This is a genomic window from Actinomadura sp. NPDC048394 (assembly GCF_040651755.1).
In the GTDB taxonomy this organism is placed as follows: Bacteria; Actinomycetota; Actinomycetes; order Streptosporangiales; family Streptosporangiaceae; genus Spirillospora; species Spirillospora montaniterrae.
This window is the reverse complement of record NZ_JBEZJL010000060.1, coordinates 1-18,117: the sequence shown is the minus strand read 5'-3', so window position 1 is coordinate 18,117 and position 18,117 is coordinate 1. Positions and strand designations below refer to the sequence as shown.

Sequence of the window (18,117 nt, the reverse complement as noted above, 5' to 3'; positions counted from 1 at the left end):
CGTCCGGACGGAGGAGCGGGGCATGACCAACCGGCAGCGGCGGGGGCCCGCGCAACGCCAGGACGCGATCGCCGAGGCGGTCCTCGCCCAGGGCTCGGCGACCGCCGCCGAGCTGGTGGAGCGGTTCGGCGTCAGCCTCATGACCATCCACCGCGACCTCGACGAGCTGGAGCGGCAGGGCATCGTCCGCAAGTACCGGGGCGGGGTCACCGCGCAGCGCTCGGGCGTCTTCGAGAGCAGCGTCGCCTACCGGGGCAAGTCGATGCGCGAGGAGAAGGAGGCGATCGCCGCCGCCGCGGCGGAGCTGGTCGAGCCCGGCATGGCGATCATGCTGGACGACTCCACCACCGCGCTCGCGCTGGCCCGCCGGATCAAGGACGCCGGCCCGCTGACGATCGTCACCAACTTCCTCGACTGCCTCAACCTCCTCGCCCCCGTGCAGGGCGTCCGGCTGATCGCGCTCGGCGGCGACTACGACCCGCTGCACAACTCGTTCATGGGCGTCTCGTGCGTCGAGGCGATCGAGTCGCTGCAGGTCGACCTGTGCTTCGTGTCGACGTCGGCGGTGTCCGCGGGCAACGCCTGCCACCAGGAGCAGCGGGTCGTGGTGGTGAAGCGGGCGATGCTGCGCAGCGCCGTCCGCAACGTCCTGCTGGTGGACCACACGAAGCTGGGGCGCACCGCGCTGCACCGGGTGGCGCCGCTGGGCGAGTTCGAGCGCGTCATCACCGACGACGGCGCGTCCGCCGCGGCGCTCCGCGAGCTCGACCGGCACAAGGTCGAGTACGAGGTCGCCGCGCGCGCCTGAGCGCCCGGCCCGCCCGTCTTTCTGTGATGGGCGATGTTAGAACCAACACCACGACGCCCCCCGCCGCCTAGAGGGTCCGCACGGTCGATATCGAGTTGTGACCTGGGGTGTTCCGCGGTCGCTCGGCCACGAGATCACGTCGGCGAATGTTAGTTAACGTCGCAGTATTGACACTTCTAACGTTCTGGGTGTTACGTTCTCCCCGCGACGGCCGGTCGGACCCGGCCCGGACGGCCGCCGCGCTGGATCGGCCGCCCTTTCCCACGGGCGCAGCACCGAGGAGACCTCAGTGACGAAGCTTTCCCTCCGGACGGCCGCCGCGGCCGCCGCGGCCCTGGCCGTGCTCGCCCCCGCCGCGGCCTGCTCGTCCAAGAGCGCGGGCTCGACCGGCGGCGACGCGAAGAACGCCAAGATCGCGTTCCTCATGCCGGACATCGCCTCGACCCGCTACGAGCTGTACGACGCGCCGCTGTTCAAGGCGAAGATGAAGCAGCTGTGCGGCGGCTGCTCGGTGCTGTACCAGAACGCCGGCGCGGACGCCTCGAAGCAGCAGCAGCAGGCCGGCTCCGTGCTGGCGCAGGGCGTGAAGGCCATCGTGATCGACCCGGTCGACTCGGCGGCGGCCGCGTCCATCGTCCGGATGGCGCAGTCCCGCAAGGTCGCGGTGATCGCCTACGACCGGCCGATCCCCGCCGCGAAGGCCGACTTCTACGTCTCCTTCGACAACGAGAAGATCGGCGCGATGATCGGCCAGTCGCTGGTCGACCACCTGAAGCAGGCCAAGGCCAAGGGCGGGATCCTCGAGGTCAACGGCTCGCCGACGGACGCCGCGGCGAACCTGATCAAGAAGGGCATCCACAGCGCGGTCGACCCGTCCGGCTTCAAGCTGCTCGCCGAGTACGACACCCCCGGCTGGGAGCCCGCCAAGGCGCAGGACTGGGTGAGCGGCCAGATCAGCAAGTTCGGCGGCCAGATCGCGGGCGTCGTCGCGGCCAACGACGGCACGGGCGGCGCGAGCGTCGCCGCGTTCAAGGCGGCCGGCAAGCCGGTGCCGCCGGTCACCGGCAACGACGCCGAGCTCGCCGCCGCGCAGCGGATCGTGAACGGCGACCAGTACAACACCATCTCCAAGCCGATCAAGATCGTCGCGGAGGCCGCCGCGGAGGCGGCGTACGAGCTGGTCAAGGGCGACAGGCCGAAGCCGAACGCGACGCTGTTCAACACCCCGTCGCAGCTGTTCACGCCGACCGTGGTGACGAAGGACAACATCGCCACGGTGCTGCTCGGGCCGGGCGGGGCGCTCAAGGCGTCGCAGGTCTGCACCGCCGAGTACGCCGCGGGCTGCACCCAGCTCGGCATCAAGTAGCGGCCCGCATCGGGCAACGATCCACGAAGGTCGGTCATGTCACCCACGCCCACCCCCACGGCCCCCGCCCCGGCCGCCGCCAAGGACGGCGCGCTGCTGTCGCTGCGCGGCATCAGCAAGTCCTTCGGCGCGGTCGCCGCGCTCACCGGCGTCGACCTGGACGTCGCGGCGGGCGAGGTCGTCGCGCTCGTCGGCGACAACGGCGCCGGCAAGTCCACGCTGGTGAAGGTCCTGTCCGGGGTGCACCCGCCGGACGCGGGGACCATCACGTTCGAGTCCCGGGAGGTGGCGGTGCCGAGCCCCGCGGCGGCGCAGCAGCTCGGCATCGCGACCGTCTTCCAGGACCTCGCGCTCTGCGAGAACCTGAACGTCATCGAGAACCTGTTCCTCGGCCGGGAGCTGCGCGCGCTGCGGCTGGACGAGGTCGCGATGGAGGTCCGGTCCCGGGAGCTGCTGCGCCAGCTGTCGGCGAAGATCCCGTCGGTGGAGGCGCCGGTCGCGGCGCTGTCGGGCGGGCAGCGGCAGACGGTCGCGATCGCCCGGTCGCTGCTCGGCGACCCGAAGGTCATCATCCTGGACGAGCCGACCGCCGCGCTCGGCGTCGCGCAGACCGCCGAGGTGCTGAACCTGATCGAGCGGCTCCGCGAGCGCGGCCTCGGCGTCATCATGATCAGCCACAACATGGCGGACGTGAAGGCGGTCGCGGACCGCGTCGCCGTGCTGCGGCTCGGCCGCAACAACGGGGTGTTCGACGCGGAGGCGACGTCCGCCGAGGAGCTGGTCGCGGCGATCACCGGCGCGACCGACAACGTGGTCAGCCGCCGCTCCCGGCGCGCCCGCCCGTCCGGCGGCGAACCCGATCCTGAGGACGGCGCCGGAGCGGACGCCGAGCCCGCCGCGGACGAGCAGGTCCCGACGACCGCGATGACGAAGGGGGACGGCGATGAGTGACCTGACCACGGCGCCGCCGGTGGAGCAGGCGCCGCCCGAAGAGCCGCAGGACCGCGGCCTGCGCGCCACCCTCGCCGGGATGGCGGACCGGGTCCGCGGCGGCGACCTCGGCGTGTGGCCGGTCGTCGCGGGCCTGGTGGTCATCTGGACCGTCATGCAGGTCCTGAACCCGGTGTTCCTGTCCAGCGCGAACCTGGTGAACCTGGCGATGGAGTGCGTGCCCGTCGGGGTGATCGCGCTCGGCGTGGTGTTCATGCTGCTGGTCGGGCAGATCGACCTGTCGGTGGGCTCCGTCAGCGGGCTCAGCGCGGCGATCACCGCGGTGCTGTTCGTCGACCACGGGATGCCCGCCGTGGCGGCGCTCGTCGCGGCGGCCGCCGCGGGCTGCCTGATCGGCTGGTTCTACGCGCAGGTGTTCAACCGGCTCGGCGTGCCGAGCTTCGTCATCACCCTCGCCGGTCTGCTCGGCTTCCTCGGCCTGCAGCTGTGGATCCTCGGCCCGAAGGGCTCGATCAACCTGCCGTTCGACTCGTGGCTGGTGACGTTCGCGCAGCTCGACTTCGTCCCGCCGTGGCTGGCGTACGCGCTGGTCGCGGCGGGCGCCGGCGCGCTGTACTGGACGGGCCACGCGCGGGCGGCGGCGCGCCGCAGGGCCGGCCTGCCCGCCACCACCGAGCAGACGCTCGTGCTGCGCAGCGCCGTCCTGCTGGCGGGCCTCGCGGTCGCCGTCTGGTACCTCAGCCGGGACCGGGGCGTCGGCTGGATGTTCGTGCTGTTCCTCGGCCTGGTGCTGGCGACGCACTACGTCCTGTCCCGGACGAAGTACGGCAAGTCGGTGTACGCGGTCGGCGGGAACGTCGAGGCGGCCCGGCGCGCCGGCATCAACGTCAAGGCCGTCTACACCTCGGCGTTCGTGGTGTGTACGACGCTCGCCGCGGTCGGCGGGATCCTCGCGGCGGCCCGGCTCGCGGCGTCGAACCAGAGCAGCGGAGGCGGCGACGTGAACCTCAACGCGATCGCGGCGGCCGTCATCGGCGGGACGAGCCTGTTCGGCGGGCGCGGCAACGCGTTCGCGGCGCTCCTCGGCATCGTCGTCATCCAGTCGATCTCCAGCGGCCTGACGCTGCTGAACCTCGACTCGTCCTACCGTTTCATGGTCACCGGCGCGGTGCTGCTGCTGGCCGTGGCGCTGGACTCGGTCGCCCGCCGGTCGCGGCGGACGCACGGCCGCGCCTGACCCCCTGTTTCCGCACCTCACGGGAGAGCCGATGGCGGTCGTCTGCGTCGACGCGGGCACCACGATGATCAAGGCGGTCGGGTACGCCGAGGACGGCACGGAGCTGGCCGTCGTCCGCCGTCCCACCACGGTGTCCCGGCCCGCGCCGGGCCGGGCCGAGCAGGACATGGCCGAGGTCTGGGACGCGGTGGCGGGCGCGGTGCGCGAGGCCGCCGCCGAGGTCACCGCGCTCGGCGCTGGCGTCGACCTGCTCGCGCTCACCGCGCAGGGCGACGGCTGCTGGCTCGTCGACTCCGCCGGGGAGCCGGCGGGCCCGGCGATCCTGTGGAACGACGGCCGCGCCGCCGCGGTCGTCGAGAGCTGGGCGCGCTCCGGCGTCATCGCCGAGGCGTTCCCCGCGAACGGGTCGCTGCCGTTCCCGGGGCTGCCCAACGCGATCCTCACCTGGCTGCGCGAGCACGACCCGGACCGGCTCGCCCGGTCCGCGGCGTCCCTCACCTGCGGCGGCTGGATCTTCGCGCGGCTCACCGGGCGGATCGCGGCGGACTCCTCGGACGCGTCGGCGCCGTTCATGGACGTCCGCGAGCGCGCGTACTCCGGCGACCTGCTCCGCCTCTACGGGATGGAATGGGCCCGCCCGCTGCTGCCCGATCTGCTCGGCGACGACGAGCGGGCCGCCCCGCTCACCCCCGACGCGGCGCGCGTGCTCGGCCTGGCCGCCGGGACCCCGGTCGTCCTGGCGCCCTACGACATCGCGTCCACCGCGATCGGCGCGGGCGCGGTCGGCACCGGGCAGGCCTGCACGATCCTCGGCACGACGCTGTGCACGGAGATGGTCGTGGACGAGCCGCGCCTGGACGGCGAGCCGTCCGGGTTCACGGTGGCGATGGGCCTGCCGGACCGGTGGCTGCGGGCGTTCCCGACGCTCGCGGGCGGCCAGGTCGTCGACTGGGCCCGCCGGACGCTCGGCCTCGGCGACGACCCGTCCGCGCTGTCCGCGCTGGCGGCGCAGTCCCCGCCCGGAGCCGGCGGCCTGGTGTTCCTGCCGTACCTGTCGCCCGCCGGGGAGCGCGCGCCGTTCCTGGACCCGCGGGCGCGCGGCGCCTTCCACGGCCTGACCGTCGAGCACGAGCGCGCCGACCTCGCCCGCGCCGTGCTGGAGGGGCTCAGCCTGGTCGTCCGGGACTGCCTGGAGGCGGCCGGGACGCGCCCGACCGAGCTGCGGGTCAGCGGCGGCGGTTCGGCGAGCGCGTTCTGGCTCGGCATGCTCGCCGACGTGACGGGCGTCCCCGTCGTCCGGTCGGCCGACGCCGAGGCGGGGGCGCGCGGCGCGTTCATCGTCGGGTTGCTCGCCACCGACCGCGCCAAGGACGCGCGGGAAGCGGCCGGGCAGTACGTCCGGCCGGGCGAGGTCTACGAACCCGATCCCGGGCGGGCCGCGCACTACGCGCAGACCTACCAGGACTTCCTGGACATCCGCCAGGCCACCGCACCGGCCTGGCCCACGCTCGCCGCGATGCGCGAGCGCGGGGGTGAGCGGTGACCGCCGAACCTGTCTGGGTCGGCGTCGACCTCGGGACGCAGAGCGTCCGCGCCCTGGCCGTCACCGCGTCGGGGGAGGTCGCGGGCGGCGGGACGGCCCCGCTGTCGGGCCGCCGCGACGGTCCCCGCCACGAGCAGGACCCGGAGCAGTGGTGGACGGCCGTCGGCGCGGCCTGCCGCGAAGCACTCCGCGATGTCCCGGCGGGCGCGGTGCAGGCCGTCGCGGTGGACGGCACGTCCGGCACCGTCCTGCTGACCGACCGCGACGGGCGGCCGCTGACCCCGGCGCTGATGTACGACGACACCCGCGCCGCCGGAGCCGTCGAGCGGATCAACGAGGCCGGCGGCGCCGTGTGGCGGAAGCTCGGCTACCAGCGCATGCAGCCCGCCTGGGCGCTGCCCAAGCTGCTGTGGCTGCTGGAGAACGTCCCGGACCTGCCGGACGGCGCGCGCCTCGCGCACCAGGCCGACTTCGTGAACCGGCGCCTCACCGGGCACCCCGTCGCCGCCGACCTCAGCAACGCCCTCAAGACCGGCGCCGACCTCGTCACCGAGACCTGGCCGCGGAACGTCCTCGACGCGCTCGGCGTCCCGGCCGGTCTGCTCCCTGAGCTGGAACGTTCCGGCACCCCGCTCGGCACCGTCGGCGCCGACGCCGCGGCGGCGACCTGGCTGCCGGAGGGCACGCCGGTGATCGCCGGCGCCACCGACGGGTGCGCCGCCCAGCTCGGCACCGGACGCCTCACCGCCGGCTCCTGGAACTCCGTCCTCGGCACCACCCTCGTGCTGAAGGGCGTCACCGACGACCTCGTCCACGACCCGTTCGGCGTCGTCTACTCCCACAAGGCGCCGGACGGGCGGTGGCTGCCCGGCGGCGCGTCCAGCACCGGCGCGGGCGCCCTCACCCGCGACTTCCCGGGCCGCGACCTCGCCGATCTCGACCGCCGTGCCGCCGCCCGCGAGCCCGCCGCCGCGCTGACCTACCCGCTGGTCGGCGCGGGGGAGCGGTTCCCGTTCGTCGCGCCGGACGCCCGCGGGTTCACGCTCGGCGCGACCGGCGACGAGGCCGACGCCTACGCGGCCGTGCTGCAGGGCGTCGCGTTCGTCGAGCGGCTCTGCTTCGACCACCTCGACCTGCTCGGCGCGCCCACCGGCGGCGACCTGACCCTCACCGGCGGCGCCGCGAAGTCCCGGTACTGGTGCCAGCTGCGCGCCGACGTGCTCGGACGGCCCGTCGTGCTGCCGCGCCAGGCCGAGCCCGCGCTCGGCGCCGCCGTCCTCGCCGCGTCCCCGGGCCGCGATGTCGCCGACGTCGCGTCCCGCATGGTCGCCGTCGCCGCCACCGTCGACCCGCGGCCGCGCGACGCCGGCCGGTTCGACGACGCCTACCTGCGCATGGTCGACGAACTGGAAGGACGCGGATGGCTCCCCGCCCCGACCGCCGCCCACGCGCGCGCGAGGACGGCCCGATGACGCGGCTCGTCCTCGTCCGCCACGGCGAGACCGAATGGCACGCCGAGAACCGCTACGCCGGCATCAGCGACGTCGCGCTCACGCGGCGCGGCCTGGAGCAGGCGCGGCTGCTCGGCGCGTGGGCGGAGGCGGCCCGTCCCGACGCCGTCTGGTGCTCCGACCTCGGCCGCGCGCGGCTCACCGCCGAGCCGTCCGCCAAGGCGATCGGCGCCGACCCCGTCGTCGACGCGCGGCTCCGCGAGCTCCACTTCGGGCGCGGCGAGGGCCTCACCCGCGACGAGATGGAGCGCGCGTTCCCCGACGCGCTGCGCGCCTTCCGCGCCGACCCCGTCGCGGGCCACCTGCCCGGCGGCGAGGACCCGGCCGCCGCCGCGCGCCGCTTCACCGCCTGCCTGCACGACATCGCCGGACGGCATCCCGGCGGCCGCGTCCTTGTCGTCGCGCACTCCACCGCGCTCCGCCTCGCGCTGTGCCGCCTGCTGGGGCTGCCGCTCAAGGACTACCGGCGGCGGTTCCCGTCGCTGGGCAACTGCGCACTGACCGAGATCCGGCTCCGGGACGGCGACGCCGCCCTCCTGGAGTTCAACACCGCGATCGAAGGATCGCTCGTTCCCTGGAGCCTGCAATGACGACCCGCGTCCTCGCGGCCGGTGACCTGTTCGTCCGCAACCGCCTGTTCATCGACGCGCTGCGCGCCGCCGCCCCCGGCGACCTGGAGTTCGCCGAGCTCACGCTGCCGTGGCCGGTCGAGCCGTTCGGGCGGGTCGCCGAGGTGGACGAGGCGTCCGGCACCGAGGAGCGGCTCATCGAGGCGCTGCGCGGCGCGCGGATCTGCGTCACCCAGATGGCGCCGCTCACCCGCCGCGTCCTGGAGGCGTGCCCGGACCTGGAGCTGTTCGGGATCAGCCGCGGCGGGCCCGTCAACGCCAACCTGGAGGCGGCCACCGAGCACGGCGTCGCCGTCTGCTACGCGCCGGGACGCAACGCGGGCGCGACCGCCGAGCACACCCTCGCGCTGATCCTCGCGGCCGTCCGCCGGATCCCGCAGACCCACGCCGACCTCGTCGCGGGCCAGTGGCGCGGCGACTACTACCGCTACGAGGACGTCGGCGTCGAGCTGCTCGGCAGCACCGTCGGCCTCGTCGGCTGCGGCGCGGTCGGGCGCCGCGTCGCCCGGATGCTGGCCGCGCTCGGCGTGAAGGTCCTCGTCCACGACCCGTACCTGGACGGTCTCGGCGACCTCGCCGACGTCGCGGAACTCGTGCCGCTCGACGACCTGCTGGCGCGCGCGCAGATCGTCTCCCTGCACGCCCGCGCCACCCCGCAGACCACCGGGATGATCGGCGCCGCGCAGATCGCCGCGATGGCGCCCGGGTCGATCATCGTCAACTGCGCCCGCGGGTCGCTGCTGGACTACGAGGCCGCGTGCGACGCCGTCGAGTCCGGGCACCTGTTCGCCGCCGCGTTCGACGTGTTCCCCGAGGAGCCCATCCCGGCCGGGTCGCGGCTGCTGACCACGCCGAACGTCATCGTCACCCCGCACCTGGCGGGCGCCAGCAAGCAGACCGCCGCGAACGCCGCCCGCATCATCGCCGAGGACGTCGGTCGCCATCTGCGCGGCGAGCCCATCCTGCACTGCGCGAACCCCGGCGCCCTCACCATGCCGCGGCCGGCCTGACCCCGGCACCGCTCCCGAGACTCCCCGCGCAACCCCCACCACGAGGAGGCACGATGCACCCGACCCGCCTGCCCGCCGACACCCCGCTGACCCGCCGCACGGCCCTCGGCCTCGCGGGCGCCGCCGCGCTCGCCGGCGCCGCGACGCTGGCCGGGACGGCCCGCCCCGCCGCCGCGGCCGAGCGCTCCTACACCTTCGAGCTCGTCTTCGACGCCCCCGACACCGGCAACATGCAGGGCCTCGCCTACCAGCACGGCCGATTCTTCGTCGGCTTCGACGTCGGCGGCGGCAAGGGCGTCATCCGCGAGTACCGCCCCGACGGCACCAAGGTCAAGGAGAGCGCGCCGCTCGACGTCGGGCACGCCGCCGAGGTCAGCGTCCGCCGCGCCGACGGGCTGCTCTACGTCGCGACCGGCGGCGGAACCAACCCCACCAAGGTGAACGTCGTCGACTGGACGGGCGAGCCGCGCATCGTCCGCACCATCGACTTCGGCTCCCTCGGCAATTCCGGCCTGGTGGCCGTCGATGACGAGCGCGACGGATTGCTGGTCCACGCCGGGCCCGGCGACAACGGCCCGTTCGTCTTCGCCTTCACCGACCTCGACGGGAATGTCCGCTCGACGTTCCCGCTCGGCTACCAGGGCGTTCCGCAGGGCTTGGAAATGTCCGGCGACAAGGTCCTGTACTACACCAACAACACGATCACCGTGCTGGACCGCGCGGGCACCATCCTGGAAGCGATCACCATCCCGCTGACGGGCGAGAGCGAAGGCCTCGCCGTCGCCCCCGCGGGCCGCGGATCGCGCGTCTTCGTGGGCTACAACAAGCCCAACCGCGTCTACGCGATGACGCCGGCGTTCCGCTGACAGGCCAGGCGCGCGGCCGGGTCCGTCCACTACCTCCCAAGCCCGGCCGCGCGCCTTCCCACCGGTTTCCGCATGCCCGCCGAATTCTTCCCGATGCGATCGTTCCAATTCTGGATCCGTTGTAAGATCCGGTGGTATCGGTCTTTCGGAGAGTGCCGATTCGCGGGCAGGTGAGTGATCTCCGGTGTCCGTTTATCGGAATCCGATGAATTGCGGGCCTTTTCGCGAACCGCCCTATCCTTTCCGGGATCACTCGGGTATGAACAAGGGGTGATCGGCGCGGTCACGGCGGGATTCCGCGGGCCGCGCGCAGGGGGCCGCGCGCGGGCGCCCCCGCGCGCGGAAGCAGGAAACCCTCTCCGAGGAGGAAACCCCGTGAACGCTCCCGCCCGACTCGCGCGGTTCGCCGCCCCGGCGGCCGCCGCGTGCGCCGCGCTCGCGCTGGCGGCCGGCCCCGCGGCCGCCGCCACCACCACGATCCGCCAGGACACCGCCACCGGCGCGCCCTACGCCGGGAACTGGCAGATCTCCACCGTCGGCACGCTGAACTTCTCCACCACGTTCCTGGGCATGAACGTCACCGGCACCTGCGACAGCGCGCGGATGCAGGGCACCACCACCTCCGCCGGCGCCGGTGAACTGACCGCCGCCTCCATCGGCGCGTGCCACACCTCCAACGGCTTCAGCTCGCCCGCCACCGACCTCGACCTCGGCGGCGTCTCCGACCGGTCCGGGCAGATCGCCTACGACCCGGTGCAGGGCGGGCGCGACGGCGTCATCGCCATCGGCGGCGACCTGCGGATCACCCTCAAGGGCCAGGTGCTCGGCCTCACCGTCACCTGTGTCTACGGCTTCCGCACCGGCGGCGCCGACGGGCTGACGTTCGACGTCTACAACCGCGACAACCCGAACCGGCCGCTGCCCGACGACGACCTGCAGGGCAAGTCCGACGCCATCCAGCTCGTCCGCGAGTCCGGCAGCAGCGGTCTCTGCCCGTCCAGCGGCACCGGCAGCGGCGCCGCCGTCGGCCGCGGCGAGAGCACCGCCGGCTCCGGCGTCTTCGACCGCAAGCTCTACCTGACCTCGTAGCCTGCAGGGGTAGCGGCCGGGCCCCGGGGCCGGTGCAAGGGAGTGGTCTTCCACCTCGGCGCCCGGCCGCCCCCTGATCCTCGCGGTGCTGGGTCGCCGCGCCGGGGCGGCCGGGGGCGTACGGCCGGATCCCATGGACGATTCGCGAGGGACTCGAGCCTAACCCCGCAGGTCAGCAGGGTGTAATGACACAGCGCTTACAGTTGTTTCCCACCGGTGTCCAGATCCTCGGGTGGCTAAATCACCCGGTTCCGGGCATGTGACCTGAATCACATGATGGGCTGTCACGCCCGGCGGCCCCGTCCCGTCCTGATGCCGTAACCGACCTTCTCCCGGCCCCGCGCCGGGACGGACATCAGGAGAAGCCATGCGCGTTCTCGTCGCCGGATCCACCGGAGTCATCGGCGGCCGGCTGATGCCGCTGCTCGAGGCCGTCGGCCACGAGCCGATCGGGCTGTCGCGCTCCGGCCGCGGCCCCGGCCGCACCCTCGCCGCCGACGCGCTCGACCGGGACGCGGTGTCCCGCGCCGTCCGCGAGGCCGCCCCCGACGCGGTCGTCAACCTGCTCACCGCCATCCCCGCCGCACTCGACCCGAAGCACCTCGCCCGCGACTTCGCGCTCACCAATCGGCTGCGCACCGAGGGCACCCGCAACCTCTACGACGCCGTCCGCGGCGCCGGCGGCGCCCGCGTCCTCGCCCAGGGCCTCGCCTACGCGTACCAGCCCGCCGGCGGCCTCGCCGACGAGGACGCGCCGCTGTGGACCGAGCGCACCCCCAAGCAGTTCGCGCCCGTCCTGTCCGCCCTCATCGACCTCGAGACGATGACCGCCGACGCGGACGGCCTCGTCCTGCGGTTCGGGCACCTGTACGGCCCCGGCTCCGCCTACGCGCCCGACGGGTCGTTCACCGCCCAGGTCCGCGCCGGCAAGGTGCCGGTCGTCGGCGGCGGCCACTCCGTCCTGTCGTTCACCCACGCCGACGACGCCGCCACCGCGATCGTCGCCGCGCTCGACAAGGACGTCACCGGCGCCCTGAACATCGTCGACGACACCCCCGTCACGATGGCGGACTTCCTCACCGGCTACGCCCGGATGCTGGACGCGCCCGCGCCCAAGCGCGCCCCCGCCGCGCTCGCCCGGCTCGCCGTCGGCGGCTGGGGCGTGGCGTTCATGAACGGGCTGCGCGGCGCCGACAACAGCCGCGCCCGGCTCCGCCTCGACTGGCGGCCCCGCCACCCGAGCTGGACGCACGGCATCGAGGCCGCCGGGACGGGCGGCGCCGCCTCCCGCCACGCGGCATGATCGTAGGCATGGACTCGCGGGGAGGCGCCGCCGGCGCGTTCGAGGAGCACCGCCCGCTGCTGCTCGGGCTCGCCTACCGGCTGCTCGGCAGCATGTGGGACGCCGAGGACGTCGTCCAGGAGGCCTACCTGCGGTGGACCCGCACCGACCCCGCCGAGGTCGAGTCCCCCCGCGCCTACCTGGTGACGATCGTGTCGCGGCTCGCCCTCGACCAGCTCCGCTCCGCCCGCGTCACCCGCGAGGCCTACACCGGCCCCTGGCTGCCCGAACCGGTGTCCGCCGCCGCGTTCGGGCCGCTGGAGACCGCGGAGATGACCGACACCCTCTCCTACGCGACCCTGCACATGATGGAGCGGCTGTCACCGCCCGAACGCGCCGTGTTCGTGCTGCGCGAGGCGTTCGAGCTGCCCTACGAGGAGATCGCCGGCATCGTCGGGATCCCCACCGCGACGTGCCGCCAGCACCACCGCCGAGCGGAGGCGCGGCTCGCGGAGGGCCGCGACCGGTTCCGCCCGTCCACCGCCGACCACACCGAGCTCCTCGGCCGGTTCCTCGACGCCGCGCGCGGCGGCGACCTCGCCGCCCTCACCGACCTGCTCGCCGAGGACGTCGTCGCCTGGAACGACGGCGGCGGCAAGGTCCGCGCCGCGCTCCGCCCCGTCGTGGGCCGCGACGCGGTCGCCGCGTTCATCACCGGCCTCGGGTCCCGCTACGGGTTCGGCGAGGTCCGGATCGTCGAGGCCAACGGCGCGCCCGCCCTCTGGACGCACATCGACGGCAACGAGCAGCTCACCGCGTTCGACGTCCGCGACGGCCGCGTGCACGGGCTGTTCGCCGTCCTCAACCCCGACAAGCTGGGCCGCGTCCGCCCCGCCTCCTGACCCCGGCGAAGGCCGCCGGCTCCCGGCGTCGGACAATGGAGGGGTGAGAGCGGTGGTGGTCTCCGACACCCACGCGCCCCGGCGCTGGAAGGGGTGCCCGCCGCGGGTCGCCGAGCACCTGCGGGGCGCCGACGTCATCCTGCACGCCGGGGACGTCTGCGTCGCGTCCGTCCTCGACGAGCTCGCCGGGTACGCGCCCGTCCACGCCGTCCTCGGCAACAACGACGGCCCCGACGTCGCGGCGTGGGGCGCCCCCGAACGGCTCGAACTCGACCTCGGCGGGCTCGCCGTCGCGATGGTCCACGACAGCGGCCAGGCCAAGGGCCGCACGGCCCGGATGCGGCGCTGGTTCCCCGCCGCCGACCTCGTCGTCTTCGGGCACTCCCACATCCCGCTGGACGAGACCGGCGACGGCGTCCGGATCTTCAACCCGGGCTCGCCCACCGACCGGCGCCGCCAGCCGCACGGCACCATCGGCCTGCTCGACATCGACGGCGGACGGCTGACCCGCGCGGAGATCGTTCCCGTCACCTGATCGCCTGCGGGCACAATGTCCGTCATGGACGAGACCGGCCCGGGGCAGCCGTGGGCTTCTGGATGACGCTCGGCCGCCACGACTGGACCGAGGTCCACGCGCTCCTCGACCATCCGCACGGCCTGCGGGGCGGCCTGCGCCGGCTCTACGACGCGTGGGGCGGGTCGCTCCGCGAGCTGGAGTCGGCGCACACGGCGCGCACCTGGGACGCGATCCACATCCTGCTGACGGGATGCGAGAACGACGAGGACGCCAGGGGAGTCCCGCTCGGACCGGCCCCCGCCCGCGACGTCGTCATGGGCGGGCTCGTCCTGACCGGCGGCACGTCCCGGCTCAACACGCCGATCCTGCTGAGACCGGCGGAGGTGCGGGCCGTCGACGCCCACCTGCGCGGGATCGATCTCGACGCTCTCGTCCGCGAGCGGTACCCGCTGCTGCTGGAGATCGGGCCCTACTCCTTCCACGACCACGACGGAGGCGACATGGTCACGAAAGGCCGGCTCGCCGAGGACTTCGCGGTCCTCCGCGCCTTCTACGCCCGCGCCGCCGCGGCGGGCAACGCGGTCATCAAGGACATCTCCTGAGATGATCGGGTCAGTAAGACCGCACTTACGAAGGGGGCCGGCATGACCGACCGCGTGACCGTGCACGTCCACGAGGGAGTCGCCGACGTGCGGCTCAACCGTCCCGACAAGCTGAACGCCCTCGACATCGCGACCTTCGAGGCGCTCGCCGAGACCGGCGACGCGCTCGCCGCCGACCCCTCCGTCCGCGCCGTCGTGCTGTCGGGGGAGGGTCGCGCCTTCTGCGCCGGGCTCGACTTCGCCAACTTCGCCGCGATGGCCGGGGACGGGCCGTCCGGCGGTGACGGCGGCTCCGGCGGGCAGCGTTTCAAGCGGCTGCTGTCCGACATCACCGACCGCGAGCCGGGCCGCATCACCAACCTCGGCCAGCAGGCCGTGCACACCTGGCACGAACTCCCGCAGCCGGTCATCGCGGCCGTCCACGGGCACGCGCTCGGCGGCGGCTTCCAGATCGCGCTCGGCGCGGACATCCGGATCGTCGCGCCGGACGCGAAGCTGTCGGTGCTGGAGATCCGCTGGGGCCTGGTGCCCGACATGACCGGCACCGCCGCCCTGCTGCGGCTCGTCGGCGAGGACGTCGCCAAGGAACTGACCTTCACCGGACGCATGGTCACCGGCGACGAGGCCGTCCGCCTCGGCCTCGCCACCCGCACCGCCGACGACCCGCGCGCCGCCGCCACCGAGCTCGCCCGCGAGATCGCCGGCAAGAGCCCGGACGCGATCCGCGCCGCGAAGCGCCTGCTCAATCGCGCCGCCGAGGGCGGCGACCTCGCCGGCCAGTACCTGGAGGAGTCCCGCGAGCTCGGCGCCCTGCGCGGCTCGCCCAACCAGGCCGAAGCCGTCCGCGCCTACTTCGAGAAGCGCCCGCCCGCCTTCACCGACCCCGCCTAGAGCGGATTCCCGCGTGGGATGAGCGCCGACTTGCCGCGCTCATCCCACGTCGCGCCTCACGCCTGCCCCCAGGCCGACCTCTGGAACCGCCGGAATGCCGGCGACGACCGCAGGAAGCGCTGAGACCGGACGCTGCGACCCGTCGCGATGCTCGGCGCGCGGTCGCCTGCTGGCGTGGCTCGCGGACTCGTAGAACCCCGGGGCCGCCGGACCGGCCCCGCGCGCAGGCCGCCAGGAGCGGGCCCGGCGCGGGCGCGACGGCCCGGCACCGGTATCTTCTGCCGTCGTGATCAGGCCCTCCACCTGGTCGGACTCACCCCCGGAAGGCAAGGCAGGCATGCCCGAAGAAGGACCGCGCCGGCACCCCGTCGACGAGGTGCTCCCCGTCCCCAAGCTCGCCCTCTACGGTTTCCAGCACGTCCTGGCGTTCTACGCCGGCGCCGTCGTCGTCCCGATCCTGGTCGCCGGCGCGATCGGGCTGTCCCCGCAGCAGCTCGTCTACCTGATCAACGCCGACCTGTTCACCTGCGGGATCGCCACCATCATCCAGTCGCTCGGCGTCTGGCGGATCGGCATCCGGCTGCCCATCGTGCAGGGCGTCACCTTCACCGCCGTCGCCCCGATGATCGCCATCGGGCAGGGCGCGCACAGCGCCACCGCCGGGCTCCTCGCGATCTACGGCGCCACCATCACCGCCGGCCTGGTCACCCTCGTCGCCGCCCCGTTCCTCGGCCGCGTCCTGCGCTTCTTCCCGCCGCTCGTCACCGGCACCGTCCTGACGATCATGGGCCTGGTGCTGCTGCCGAACGCGCTCACCGACGCCGCCGGGGGCGCCGCCGCGAAAGCCGCCGGCAAGGACTTCGGCAGCTGGAAGCACCTCATGTACGCCGGGGGCACGCTGCTGTTCATCGTCGTCCTCTACCGGCTCCGGCGCCCGTTCCTCAGCAGCATCGCCGTCCTCCTCGGCCTCGTCGGCGGGACGGTCGTCTCCTACGCGCTCGGCGACACCGCCTTCGACCAGGTCGGCAAGTCCGACTGGTTCGGCGTCACCACGCCGTTCCACTACGGCGCCCCGACCTTCCACATCGGCCCGATCATCGCGATGCTGCTGGTCATGATGGTCACCGTCGTGGAGACCGTCGGCGACTCCAAGGCCACTGGCGAGATCGTCGGCAAGGACGTCGCCGACGCCGACATCACCCGCGCGCTGCGCGCCGACGGCCTGTCCACCTTCCTCGGCGGCTCCCTGAACGCCTTCCCCTACACCTGCTTCGCGCAGAACGTCGGGCTCGTCCGGCTCACCGGGGTCCGCAGCCGGTTCGTGGTCGTCGCCGCCGGCGCCGTCATGATCGTCCTCGGGCTGTTCCCGAAGGCCGCCGCCTACGTCGCGTCCATCCCGCCGGACGTCCTCGGGGGCGCCGCCGTCGCGATGTTCGGCATGGTCGCCGTCGTCGGCATCCAGACCCTCGCCAAGGTCGACCTCCGCCAGGAGCGCAACGCCCTCGTCGTCGCCGTCAGCATCGCGCTCGCGCTGCTGCCCACGGTCGTCCCGCAGTTCGGCGAGAACATGCCCAAGGACGTCGCCGCGATCCTCAACAGCGGCATCACCATCGGCAGCATCAGCGCGATCGTGCTGAACCTCGTGTTCAACGTCTTCACGCGCACGCCCCCGCAGGACGAGGACGCCGCCCTCCCGCCCGCGGAACCGGCCACCACCCCCTGACCGCGCCCGAGGCCCGCGGCGGCTCATGCCGGCGCCGCGGGCCGCGGTCGGTCACTTCCAGAAGGCGGCGATCCCCGCCGCGGCCGCCCTGCCCTGCGCGAGCCCCGCCTCCGCGGACGGCGTCCGCGTCGACGGATCCAGCGGATCGGCGCCGAACGCGGCGGTCGACGCCTCGTCCGGACGGACCACCTCGACCCGCCCGCCCGCGGCCTCCACCGTGCTCACCTCGTCCTCCAGCGTCGGATCGTCCATCGGCGCGGCCAGCAGGACCCGCTCGTACCCGGCGGCCAAGGCGAGGTTGTTCGCCGACTGCACCCCGCCGTCCACGTAGCGGACGCCGCCGATCGTCACCGGCGGCCAGATCATCGGGACCGCGCAGCTCGCGGCGATCGCGTCCACCAGCCCGACCCCGGAGTCGCGGTCCAGCACCCGCAGCTCACCCGTCAGCGCGTTCACGGCCGTCACGAGCAGCTTCCGCGCGGGCCACTCGTGCGACGGCAGCCGCTCCTCGATCACCGCGCGCCGCTCCGCCTCCGTCACGGTCTCGGCCGCGAGCGCCCGCGCACCGAGCCCCTGACGCACCGCCACCGGGTCGCCCTGATGCTCGTAGGCCAGCTGCATCCAGGTCTCCATGACCGTGCTCACCGACACCCCCGTCGGCACCAGCTCCCGGTTCTGCAACGCCGGGTCGGCCTGCCGCGCGTACAGGTCCTTCAGCGGCAGCCCGCTCGCGACCTGCGCGGCCACGGCGGAGCCCGCCGACGTGCCGACCAGCAGGTCGGCCCCGGTCACGTCCACGCCCTCCTCGGCGAGCCCGAACAGCAACCCGTTCAGCCAGGCGATGCCCGCGACTCCTCCGCCGCCCAGCACCAGGGCGCGTCCCTTGTCGGTCATGTCCGTCCTTCCGTTCGGTGACCGGTAGAGCGTAGGGAGAGCGTCCGCCATTCCGGCGCCGCCCCGATATGGCGCCCGTCACGCCGGACCGCCCCCGGCCCGGTCCGGCGCCCCGGCGCGTCGATTTGACGAGGCCGCGCGGACCACGTAACTTAACCCCTCGTCCCCCTCACGGATGCAGGACGCCTGCACGGCGGCCGGCCGATGGGGAAACCACCACTCAGCAGCCGACGCGGCTTCGCCGTGTCAGCCGTGCCGTGATGGCGTCGGTAAGGCCCGATTTTGCAAAACGGGCC

Annotated in this window: 17 protein-coding genes; 16 read left to right on the top strand and 1 reads right to left on the bottom strand. The window is 73.9% G+C overall.

Annotated elements, in window-relative coordinates:
- The first annotated feature begins 22 nt into the window (after window positions 1–22).
- From AB0C78_RS35210 to AB0C78_RS35135, 16 genes are all read left to right on the top strand, one after another.
- On the top strand, window positions 23–808 hold the full coding sequence (locus tag AB0C78_RS35210; protein WP_151541648.1) for a DeoR/GlpR family DNA-binding transcription regulator: 786 nt from the start codon (window positions 23–25) through the stop codon (window positions 806–808).
- A gap of 289 nt (window positions 809–1,097) precedes the next feature.
- Complete coding sequence (locus AB0C78_RS35205; RefSeq protein WP_360756604.1) at window positions 1,098–2,174, top strand: substrate-binding domain-containing protein; 1,077 nt, start codon at window positions 1,098–1,100, stop codon at window positions 2,172–2,174.
- A gap of 36 nt (window positions 2,175–2,210) precedes the next feature.
- Window positions 2,211–3,125: an ATP-binding cassette domain-containing protein gene (locus AB0C78_RS35200; protein WP_360756601.1), complete on the top strand. Its 915-nt coding sequence runs from the start codon at window positions 2,211–2,213 to the stop codon at window positions 3,123–3,125.
- Window positions 3,118–4,362 (top strand): sugar ABC transporter permease, encoded by a 1,245-nt coding sequence (locus AB0C78_RS35195; protein ID WP_360756598.1) that lies wholly within the window; start codon window positions 3,118–3,120, stop codon window positions 4,360–4,362. Before AB0C78_RS35200 ends, AB0C78_RS35195 begins: the two co-directional genes overlap by 8 nt.
- A 31-nt stretch (window positions 4,363–4,393) precedes the next feature.
- A complete protein-coding gene (locus tag AB0C78_RS35190) occupies window positions 4,394–5,905 on the top strand; it encodes an FGGY-family carbohydrate kinase (protein ID WP_360756595.1) in 1,512 nt (503 codons plus the stop codon).
- The gene (locus AB0C78_RS35185) at window positions 5,902–7,377 is read left to right on the top strand and encodes an FGGY family carbohydrate kinase (RefSeq protein ID WP_360756592.1); all 1,476 of its coding nucleotides are present in this window, start codon (window positions 5,902–5,904) and stop codon (window positions 7,375–7,377) included. Before AB0C78_RS35190 ends, AB0C78_RS35185 begins: the two co-directional genes overlap by 4 nt.
- A complete protein-coding gene (locus AB0C78_RS35180) occupies window positions 7,374–8,006 on the top strand; it encodes a histidine phosphatase family protein (RefSeq protein WP_360756589.1) in 633 nt (210 codons plus the stop codon). Before AB0C78_RS35185 ends, AB0C78_RS35180 begins: the two co-directional genes overlap by 4 nt.
- Entirely contained in the window at window positions 8,003–9,055 is a 1,053-nt protein-coding gene (locus AB0C78_RS35175) for a 2-hydroxyacid dehydrogenase (protein ID WP_360756587.1), read from the top strand. Before AB0C78_RS35180 ends, AB0C78_RS35175 begins: the two co-directional genes overlap by 4 nt.
- A gap of 53 nt (window positions 9,056–9,108) precedes the next feature.
- On the top strand, window positions 9,109–9,921 hold the full coding sequence (locus tag AB0C78_RS35170) for a hypothetical protein (protein WP_360756584.1): 813 nt from the start codon (window positions 9,109–9,111) through the stop codon (window positions 9,919–9,921).
- 375 nt (window positions 9,922–10,296) lie between these two features.
- Window positions 10,297–11,010: a hypothetical protein gene (locus AB0C78_RS35165; protein ID WP_360756582.1), complete on the top strand. Its 714-nt coding sequence runs from the start codon at window positions 10,297–10,299 to the stop codon at window positions 11,008–11,010.
- 367 nt (window positions 11,011–11,377) lie between these two features.
- Window positions 11,378–12,313 carry an NAD(P)-dependent oxidoreductase gene (locus AB0C78_RS35160; RefSeq protein WP_360756579.1) on the top strand — a complete coding sequence of 312 codons (936 nt, stop codon included), beginning with the start codon at window positions 11,378–11,380 and terminating at the stop codon, window positions 12,311–12,313.
- A gap of 8 nt (window positions 12,314–12,321) precedes the next feature.
- On the top strand, window positions 12,322–13,194 hold the full coding sequence (locus tag AB0C78_RS35155; protein ID WP_360756576.1) for an RNA polymerase sigma-70 factor: 873 nt from the start codon (window positions 12,322–12,324) through the stop codon (window positions 13,192–13,194).
- Between the two features lie 43 nt (window positions 13,195–13,237).
- Entirely contained in the window at window positions 13,238–13,729 is a 492-nt protein-coding gene (locus tag AB0C78_RS35150) for a metallophosphoesterase family protein (protein ID WP_360756574.1), read from the top strand.
- A 50-nt stretch (window positions 13,730–13,779) separates the two neighbouring features.
- Window positions 13,780–14,313 carry a DUF1877 family protein gene (locus tag AB0C78_RS35145; protein ID WP_360756572.1) on the top strand — a complete coding sequence of 178 codons (534 nt, stop codon included), beginning with the start codon at window positions 13,780–13,782 and terminating at the stop codon, window positions 14,311–14,313.
- A 42-nt stretch (window positions 14,314–14,355) separates the two neighbouring features.
- Window positions 14,356–15,204, top strand: a complete 849-nt coding sequence (locus tag AB0C78_RS35140; RefSeq protein WP_360756569.1) for a crotonase/enoyl-CoA hydratase family protein — start codon at window positions 14,356–14,358, stop codon at window positions 15,202–15,204.
- A 337-nt stretch (window positions 15,205–15,541) separates the two neighbouring features.
- Entirely contained in the window at window positions 15,542–16,927 is a 1,386-nt protein-coding gene (locus tag AB0C78_RS35135) for a nucleobase:cation symporter-2 family protein (RefSeq protein WP_360756566.1), read from the top strand.
- A 51-nt stretch (window positions 16,928–16,978) separates the two neighbouring features.
- On the opposite strand, the gene AB0C78_RS35130 is transcribed toward AB0C78_RS35135, so the two are convergent.
- Window positions 16,979–17,821: a patatin-like phospholipase family protein gene (locus tag AB0C78_RS35130; protein ID WP_360756564.1), complete on the bottom strand. Its 843-nt coding sequence runs from the start codon at window positions 17,819–17,821 to the stop codon at window positions 16,979–16,981.
- Window positions 17,822–18,117 lie beyond the last annotated feature (296 nt).

Bases quoted from the DNA above. Each gene is read 5' to 3' on its own strand.
- AB0C78_RS35210 (WP_151541648.1), top strand. From the start codon at position 23: ATGACCAACCGGCAGCGGCGGGGGCCCGCGCAACGCCAGGACGCGATC.
- AB0C78_RS35200 (WP_360756601.1), top strand. From the start codon at position 2,211: ATGTCACCCACGCCCACCCCCACGGCCCCCGCCCCGGCCGCCGCCAAG.
- AB0C78_RS35195 (WP_360756598.1), top strand. From the start codon at position 3,118: ATGAGTGACCTGACCACGGCGCCGCCGGTGGAGCAGGCGCCGCCCGAA.
- AB0C78_RS35190 (WP_360756595.1), top strand. From the start codon at position 4,394: ATGGCGGTCGTCTGCGTCGACGCGGGCACCACGATGATCAAGGCGGTC.
- AB0C78_RS35180 (WP_360756589.1), top strand. From the start codon at position 7,374: ATGACGCGGCTCGTCCTCGTCCGCCACGGCGAGACCGAATGGCACGCC.
- AB0C78_RS35175 (WP_360756587.1), top strand. From the start codon at position 8,003: ATGACGACCCGCGTCCTCGCGGCCGGTGACCTGTTCGTCCGCAACCGC.
- AB0C78_RS35170 (WP_360756584.1), top strand. From the start codon at position 9,109: ATGCACCCGACCCGCCTGCCCGCCGACACCCCGCTGACCCGCCGCACG.
- AB0C78_RS35160 (WP_360756579.1), top strand. From the start codon at position 11,378: ATGCGCGTTCTCGTCGCCGGATCCACCGGAGTCATCGGCGGCCGGCTG.
- AB0C78_RS35155 (WP_360756576.1), top strand. From the start codon at position 12,322: ATGGACTCGCGGGGAGGCGCCGCCGGCGCGTTCGAGGAGCACCGCCCG.
- AB0C78_RS35140 (WP_360756569.1), top strand. From the start codon at position 14,356: ATGACCGACCGCGTGACCGTGCACGTCCACGAGGGAGTCGCCGACGTG.
- AB0C78_RS35135 (WP_360756566.1), top strand. From the start codon at position 15,542: ATGCCCGAAGAAGGACCGCGCCGGCACCCCGTCGACGAGGTGCTCCCC.
- AB0C78_RS35130 (WP_360756564.1), bottom strand. From the start codon at position 17,821: ATGACCGACAAGGGACGCGCCCTGGTGCTGGGCGGCGGAGGAGTCGCG.